Consider the following 7,159-nt stretch of genomic DNA (forward strand, 5'->3'; position numbering starts at 1 on the left):
AGCACCGCCGCTGACAATGCCCACCTGCGTGCCAAGGCTTTCACGGGATCACGGAGGGCCCCGCCGCGGAGTGGGGCGGGCATCGACGACGGAGGAGACATGGCACGGGTGGAGAAGAGCATCGAGATCGAGCGGCCGGTGCGGATGGTCTACGACCAGTGGACGCAGTTCGAGGAGTTCCCGCGGTTCATGGAGGGCGTCGAGGAGGTCCACCAGATCGACGACACGACGCTGCACTGGATCGCGAAGGTCGGCGGGAAGCGCGAGGAGTGGGAGGCGGAGATCGTGCAGCAAGTGCCGGATCAGAGCATCGCCTGGCGGCACACCGCCGGCGCGGTGAACTCCGGCGTCGTGCTGTTCACGCCGCTCGACGGGGAGCGCTGCCGCGTGACGCTCGCGCTGGACTACGACCCGCAGGGCTTCATCGAGAAGGTCGGCGACGCGCTCGGGGTCGTGTCCCGGCGCGTGGAGGGCGACCTCGAGCGCTTCAAGCGCTTCGTCGAGGAGCGCGGGAGCGAGACGGGCGCGTGGCGCGGGGAGGTGCACCCCGGCGACCAGCACCCGCACTAAACGACAGTTCGCGATTCGCGATCACCTGCGGTGTCGCGCATCGCGCTGTCGTTTAGCCATGTTCTGACGGGGGCTGCGCCCCCGCCCCGCCGAGCACAGCTCGTCGGGGCCCCACCCCGGCTCGCCGGGTCCCGTGCGCCACCGCGGGCGGCTTCGCCGCTATCGGTGCGGTGGCTCCCCGGGGGGGTTCTTCGATGTTCGGGGGGTGGCGCCCCGGCGGGCTCGCTTCGCTCGCTGACTGCTTCCGAATCATGCTCGGTCGTTCAGCATCGCCTCGAGCGCCGCCCGCACGGCGGCGAGCCCCACGTGCAGCCGCGCACCGTCCCACAGCGCGGGCGTGGCGCCGCCGCCGTGCCCGGCGAGCGCGTCGCGGTGCGAGTCGAAGGCGACGTTGCGGAGCTCGATCGCGCCCTCGAGCCCGAGCGCGACGACGAGCCTCCGCGCGGCGGCGGAGTCGGGCTCGGCGATCCGGTGGAACAGCTCCGGCGCGGCCATCCTCCCGCGCTACGCGATCTCGGGCAGGCCCAGCGTCACCGGACGGCGCTCCGGCACGCCGGACTCCGCCGTGACGCGCACGACGCGGTGGCAGGCGGGATCGGCGAGCACCTTGCGCACCAGCGCCTGGTTCAGCGCGTGGCCGCTCTTCACGGCGGTGAGCGCGCCGACCACCGGCATGCCGAGCAGGGCGAGATCCCCGATGGCGTCGAGCACCTTGTGCCGGGCGAACTCGTCGGGGAAGCGCAGGCCCTCGGGGTTCAGGATCGAGAACTCGTCGATCACGATCGCGTTGTCGAGGCTGCCGCCCTTGGCGAGGCCGGCGGCCTGCATCCGCTCGATGTCGCGCCGGAAGCAGAACGTCCGCGCCCGCGCCACCTCGCGCTCGAAGGCGCGATCCGACAGCGCCACCCGGAACGACTGGTTCGTGACGAGGGGGTGATCGAAGTCGGCGGTGAAGTCGACGACGAACCCGTCGGCCGGCTCGAGGCGCGCGAGCTTGTCGCCGTCGCGGATCTCGACCGCCTGGTCGACGACCAGGTAGCGGCGGCCGGCGCGCTGCTGCTGCACGCCCGCCTCCTGGATGAGGCAGACGAACGGCGCGGCGGAGCCGTCGACGATGGGGATCTCCGGCCCGTCCACCTCGACGCGGCAGTTGTCGATCCCCATGCCGGAGAGCGCCGCGAGCACGTGCTCGACGGTGGAGATGCGCGCGTTGCCGAGGGCGACGCTCGTCGAGAGCATCGTGTCGACCACGAGGTCGTTCTTGGCGGGGATCTCGACGCCGAGATCCATGCGCACGAAGGTGATGCCAGAGTCGGCCGAGGCCGGCGCGAGCGTGAGGGTCGCGGGCCTGCCGGAGTGGAGGCCCACCCCCGTGCAGCTCACGCGCTTCGCCACCGTCCGCTGGTTCCAGTAGGTCATCATGATGAAGGTCAGGTGGGCTCGTCGGCCCGTGTGGCACCCTTCCGAGCAATCGATGTGCCAATCACCTCGGAATTCGGCCGCTTTTCAGCCCCGGGACGGGCCTGCGCCAACCCCTCGTAGCTCCCTGAGAATCCGGCCGTGAGCGGCGGGCGCCCGTCCGTTCTCTCGCTCCCGCGGGCTCGCGCCCTTCTCCACCGTGACGGGACCGCGACATCCGTGTCAGGCCGGCACGGGCGAACGACTATTTTCGTGCGGCGGCTTATAGCACGTGCGACCTGAGGCGAACGCGTGATCCCTCTGAAAGACGACACCCCCCTCGAGCGCACACCCGTCGTCACCTTCGCCTTCATCGCCCTCAACGTCGTCGCGTTCCTCTGGCAGATCGACGTGCTGGCGCTGCCGGCGATCGCCGCGTCCGGCGGCGACGTCGTCACCTTCATGAGCAACCGGCTCAACGAGACGGCGCTCCGGGGCGGCGCGATCCCCTACGAGATCCTCACCCTCACCGATCCGTGGCCGCGCGCGTACGTGCCCATCCCGCTCACGATCTTCACGAGCATGTTCCTGCACGGCGGCCTCGTGCACCTCGGGTCGAACATGCTGTTCCTCTGGATCTTCGGGAACAACGTCGAGGACGCGCTCGGGCGCGGCCGGTTCGTCTTCTTCTACCTCGCCTCCGGGGTCGCGGCGGCGCTCGCACAGACGGTCGCGTCCGCGGCGAGCGGCGACGTCTACGTCCCGATGGTCGGCGCGAGCGGCGCGATCGCGGGCGTGCTCGCCGCGTACATGACGCTCTTCCCGCGCGCGCGGGTGCTCTCCGCGATCATCATCTTCATCTTCATCCGCCTCGTCGCGGTCCCGGCGTCCTTCTTCATCGGGCTCTGGTTCGTGCTGCAGATCCTGTCCGTGCTCTTCGGCGGATCGCCCGGCGTGGCGGTGATCGCGCACGTGTTCGGGTTCGTGGCGGGGTGGCTGCTCGTGCGCGTCATGGGCAGGAGATCGACCTGGCGCGCGCGGCGGGTCTCGTGGTGACCTGGCGGGGCGAGACGAAGCGTGTGGCCTCGACTGCGACGCCTTGGTAATGGCGGGGTCGGGGTCGGGGTCGAGGTTGGGGTCGGGGTCGGTGGCCCTGAGGTCGCCCCGCGCGAGGTCACCGTGGCGCGCCGCCTGGGCGGGACCTCACGTCCTCGGCGGGCCACGATGGACGGGGACAAGGTACGGGGACCGGTGCCGTCCGCCAGAACCCGCCGGCAACGCGGGGCTGCGGGCGGAGGTCGCGCATGGGCGAGGTCGCCTTGGCCAACCGCGTTGCATTGCGGTCCGTGGGTCGGGGCGGTACCTACCGCGTCCAGTGGCCCGCCTGCGGGCGCGAGGTCCCGCCACGTAGGGCGGCGCGCTGCGGGCGGGGTGAGTGGAAGGGCTCGGCCTTCGTCGCCGCTGTCATCGTCGCGTCGGACCGATCGCCCTTCGACAGGCTCAGGGCGAGCGGACGACATCTGCCGCTCGTGGTGAGCCTGTGTACGAACCGGGAGCATGGGTAACAAACTAGACCGGGAGCATGGGTGACAGTCGCCTAGGGCATCGGAGGGTTCGATGCCCTGGATGGAGACGCACCCAGTGTTACAACGGCACGAGTTCATCGCGGCGTTGCTTCGCGGCGAAGAGTCGATGGCGGAGCTCTGCAACCGGTTCGGAATCAGCCGAAAGACCGGCTACAAGTGGAAGGAGCGGTTCGAGGCTCTCGGACCTGGAGGGCTCGACGACCAGCCTCGCATCGCCAGGACGTTCCCGCATCGGACCGCCGCGAGCATCGAGCGCCAGCTCGTCGCGCTCAAGCGGAAGCATCCGAGTTGGGGTCCGAAGAAGCTCGTCGTGCTGCTGCGATCGCGATGCCCGGAGCTGGCGTTGCCGGCGGCGAGCACCGCTGGCGACATCCTTAAACGCCACGGCCTCGTCGAGGCGAGGCGCACGCCAGCGCGACGCAACCGAATTTGGAGATCACCTCCGCTGCGTCCGGTGACCGCTCCGAACGACACGTGGAGCATCGATTTCAAGGGGCACTTCCGGCTGAGCAACGGCGGCCCGTACTGCTATCCCCTGACGGTGCAGGACAACTTCAGCCGTTACCTGCTGCGCTGCGTCGCGCTTCGCGGCATAGAGACGACGCCCGTCGAAACTGTGCTCGATGCTGCCTTCCGCGAATTCGGTCTGCCTGCAGCGATCCGGAGCGACAACGGGACGCCCTTCGCGGCGAACCGCGGCTGCCTCGGGCTGAGCGCGCTTTCGCTGTGGTGGCTCAAGCTCGGCATCCGTCCCGAACGCATCGAGCGCGGACGTCCCCAGCAGAACGGGCGGCTGGAGCGCATGCACCGCACGCTGAAGGCCGAGACGACGTGTCCTCCGACGCGCTCGTTCTCGCTCAGCAGGCGGCGTTCGACGCGTTCCGGCGGGAATTCAACGAACAACGACCGCACGAGGCCCTCGGGCAGCAGCCTCCAGCCGAGGTCTACGCTCGATCGCCCCGCGCGATGCCGACGAAGCTCCCTGCGCTCGAGTACCCCTCGACCCACGAAGTTCGCCGGGTCGCGTGGGCAGGCTACTTTTCGTACGCGGGGCAGCGCTATTTCTTGAGTGACGTCCTGGCGCTGGAGAACATCGGGTTCACGACTCTCGATGACCGGACCCGGGAACTCTGGATCGGTCCCTTGGCCGTGGGCTACATCGATCTCGAGAAGAGGCGCTTCACGCCTTACCAAGGGAGGCAACGGCAGTTGGAGGCCGCAGTTACGGCAGCATGAAGTGTTACCCATGCTCCCGGTCTGAACTGTCACCCATGCGCCCGGCCGCTCATTGTCGAACCACGAGCGGGATCGGGGGTCGGGGTCGGAGCTCAGACGGAGCTCAGATGAGGCTGCCCTGCTTGCCCAGCGGCTTCTCCCGGCCGAGGTGCGCGTAAGCGGGCGGGAGCGCCACGCGGCCGCGCGGCGTGCGCGCCAGGAACCCCTCGCGCACGAGGAACGGCTCGTAGACGTCCTCGAGCGTGTCGCGCTCCTCGCCCACCGCGGCGGCGACGGCGTCGATCCCGACCGGACCTCCGCCGAACGTGTCGAGGATCACCGTGAGGATCCGGCGATCCATCGCGTCGAGCCCGCGCGCGTCCACCTCGAGGCGCGCGAGCGTGGTGTCGACGATCTCCCGCGTGAGGCGGCCGTCCCCCTCGACCTCCGCGAAGTCGCGAGCGCGCTGGAGGAGCCGGATGGCGATGCGGGGCGTGCCGCGGGCGCGCCGCGCGAGCTCCTCGGCGCCGGCGGGCTCCACCGGGAGCGCGAGCTTCCGCGCCGCGCGCACCGCGATCTCGCGGAGCTCGGGGGGCTCGTAGTAGCCGAGCCGCTCCTGGATCGGGAAGCGATCGCGGAGCGGGCTCGCGAGGAGCCCGGTGCGCGTGGTCGCGCCGACGAGGGTGAAGCGCTCGAGCTTCATCTCCATCGTCTGCGCGCCGAGCCCTGCCCCGAGGACCACGTCGAAGCGGAAGTCCTCCATCGCCGGGTAGAGCGCCTCCTCCACCGCCGGCGAGAGCCGGTGGATCTCGTCGATGAAGAGGATGTCGCGCGGCGCGAGCGCGGTGAGGAGCCCGGCGAGGTCGCCCTTCTTCACGAGCGCCGGTCCGCTCGTCACGTGGAGCGCGACGCCCAGCTCGCGGGCGAGGATGTGCGCGAGCGAGGTCTTGCCGAGGCCGGGCGGGCCGGAGAGGAGGACGTGATCGAGCGCCTCGCCACGCGCCTTCGCGGCCTTCGCGTACACGCGGAAGTTCTCGACGAGCTTCTCCTGCCCGACGTACTCCTCGAACGTGGCCGGCCGGAGCGACTGCTCGAGCCGCTCCTCGCCATCGGTCGCTCGGGGCGACACCTCGCGTGCGGGTATGCCGGTCATCGATCGGCGGAGGCTAGCACGGCCCGCCGACAGCCGGCGCCCGCCCCGTCAGCGCCGCGGCGCGTAGGCCTGGCCGGGCGTCGCGCCCAGGGCGAGGACCCTCGCGCCCTCTGGGCCGGGCACGATCTTGCGCTTCGCCTGCGGGCCGACGCGCACGAGCGTGCCGGGTGCGAGCGGCCACTCCGCGCCGTCAGCGTGCAGGGTCGCCGTGCCGGAGAGGAGCACGTAGACCTCCTCCTGACCGTCCTTCACGTGGTCGTGCTCCGGGTACGCCGTGCAGCCGGGATCGAGGTCGATGACGTTCATGCCCCACGCGCTGATCCCGAGCGCCCTCGCCGCGGGGCGGAAGCGGATCCCGGGGATCGCGCGCGGTCCCCCATAGGCCTCGATCTCGTCGATGCGCTCCAGCGTCACGTTCGCCATCGGCTCGCCTCCACGCGGCCGCCGAGGCGGCGCGGCATCGGGCGCACGGGAACGTGCGCCGTCTGGGATCGTATAGCGCCCGGGATCGACGGTCGCGGCGCTCGCGCGGGTCAGCCGCGCAGCCGCTTCAGCGCCTCGCGGAGGAGCTCGTCGAGCTTCTTCCCCTCCGCCTCGTCGCGCAGCGCGTCGGCGGCGGCGTCGGCCTGGGGCGGCTTGTAGCCGAGGTTCACGAGGGCCTGGCGGAGCTGCTCGAGGACGCCCGCGCCGGGCTTCGCCCGCCCCGGCCCGGCGGCGCGCGCGAGGAGGGCGAGCTTCTCCTTCAGCTCCACGACGAGCCGCTCCGCCGTCTTCTTCCCGACGCCTGGCACCTTCGTGAGACGCGCGACGTCGCCGCCCGCGACCGCCTGGGCGAGCTCGCGCGCGTCGATGCCGGAGAGGATGTTCTGCGCCGCGCGGGGGCCGACGCCCTTCACGTCGATGAGCGCGCGGAACACCGCCTCCTCGTCCTCGGTCGCGAACCCGTACAGCTCGATCGCGTCCTGGCGCACGTTCGTGAACGTGCGCAGCGCGGCGTCGCCGCCCTGCGGCGGCAGGCTCGCGAGCGAGACGGCGGAGAGGTGGACGAGGTAGCCGACGCCGCCGACGTCGAGCACGACGTGGTCCGCGCCCTTCTCGGCGACCTTGCCGGCGAGCCGCGCGATCACGCGAGCCCCCGGTGATCGCGGCGCGAGGGCCGCAGGCGCGCGGCGGCGCGCGCGGCGCGTTCGCGCGCCGGGGCCGGCGCGACGGCGTCCTTGCGCGCGCGGCCGGCGGC

8 protein-coding genes are annotated in these 7,159 nt (G+C 71.4%); 3 read left to right on the forward strand and 5 right to left on the reverse strand.

The features are described 5' to 3' along the window. The first annotated feature begins 99 nt into the window (after positions 1–99). A complete protein-coding gene (locus MNY62_RS05100) occupies positions 100–570 on the forward strand; it encodes an SRPBCC family protein (protein WP_242343028.1) in 471 nt (156 codons plus the stop codon). Between the two features lie 249 nt (positions 571–819). Here the strand turns inward: MNY62_RS05100 and MNY62_RS05105 are convergent, their stop codons facing one another. Both MNY62_RS05105 and lpxC read right to left on the reverse strand, forming a co-directional pair. Then, positions 820–1,065, reverse strand: coding sequence for a hypothetical protein (locus MNY62_RS05105; protein ID WP_242343029.1), 246 nt, complete (start codon positions 1,063–1,065; stop codon positions 820–822). 9 nt (positions 1,066–1,074) lie between these two features. After that, positions 1,075–1,989 (reverse strand): UDP-3-O-acyl-N-acetylglucosamine deacetylase, encoded by a 915-nt coding sequence (gene lpxC / locus MNY62_RS05110; RefSeq protein WP_408628817.1) that lies wholly within the window; start codon positions 1,987–1,989, stop codon positions 1,075–1,077. A 291-nt stretch (positions 1,990–2,280) separates the two neighbouring features. Here lpxC and MNY62_RS05115 point away from each other — a divergent pair, with 291 nt between their 5' ends. Then, positions 2,281–3,024, forward strand: coding sequence for a rhomboid family intramembrane serine protease (locus tag MNY62_RS05115; RefSeq protein ID WP_242343031.1), 744 nt, complete (start codon positions 2,281–2,283; stop codon positions 3,022–3,024). Positions 3,025–3,585: 561 nt separating this feature from the next. Further along, positions 3,586–4,623 (forward strand): DDE-type integrase/transposase/recombinase, encoded by a 1,038-nt coding sequence (locus MNY62_RS05120; RefSeq protein ID WP_242343032.1) that lies wholly within the window; start codon positions 3,586–3,588, stop codon positions 4,621–4,623. A gap of 270 nt (positions 4,624–4,893) precedes the next feature. Here the strand turns inward: MNY62_RS05120 and ruvB are convergent, their stop codons facing one another. From ruvB to ruvA, 3 genes are all read right to left on the reverse strand, one after another. Then, entirely contained in the window at positions 4,894–5,922 is a 1,029-nt protein-coding gene (ruvB, locus tag MNY62_RS05125) for a Holliday junction branch migration DNA helicase RuvB (RefSeq protein ID WP_242343033.1), read from the reverse strand. 48 nt (positions 5,923–5,970) lie between these two features. Beyond that, positions 5,971–6,345 (reverse strand): cupin domain-containing protein, encoded by a 375-nt coding sequence (locus MNY62_RS05130; RefSeq protein ID WP_242343034.1) that lies wholly within the window; start codon positions 6,343–6,345, stop codon positions 5,971–5,973. A gap of 110 nt (positions 6,346–6,455) precedes the next feature. Further along, positions 6,456–7,049: a Holliday junction branch migration protein RuvA gene (ruvA, locus tag MNY62_RS05135; protein ID WP_242343035.1), complete on the reverse strand. Its 594-nt coding sequence runs from the start codon at positions 7,047–7,049 to the stop codon at positions 6,456–6,458. Positions 7,050–7,159: the final 110 nt, after the last annotated feature.

Origin of the sequence: Anaeromyxobacter terrae (assembly GCF_022690685.1) — a bacterium.
GTDB lineage: Bacteria > Myxococcota > Myxococcia > Myxococcales > Anaeromyxobacteraceae > Anaeromyxobacter > Anaeromyxobacter terrae.

Coding starts and splice junctions, on each gene's coding strand:
- MNY62_RS05105 (WP_242343029.1), bottom strand. CDS start 1,065: ATGGCCGCGCCGGAGCTGTTCCACCGGATCGCCGAGCCCGACTCCGCC.
- MNY62_RS05130 (WP_242343034.1), bottom strand. CDS start 6,345: ATGGCGAACGTGACGCTGGAGCGCATCGACGAGATCGAGGCCTATGGG.
- lpxC (WP_408628817.1), bottom strand. CDS start 1,989: ATGACCTACTGGAACCAGCGGACGGTGGCGAAGCGCGTGAGCTGCACG.
- MNY62_RS05100 (WP_242343028.1), top strand. CDS start 100: ATGGCACGGGTGGAGAAGAGCATCGAGATCGAGCGGCCGGTGCGGATG.
- MNY62_RS05120 (WP_242343032.1), top strand. CDS start 3,586: ATGCCCTGGATGGAGACGCACCCAGTGTTACAACGGCACGAGTTCATC.
- ruvB (WP_242343033.1), bottom strand. CDS start 5,922: ATGACCGGCATACCCGCACGCGAGGTGTCGCCCCGAGCGACCGATGGC.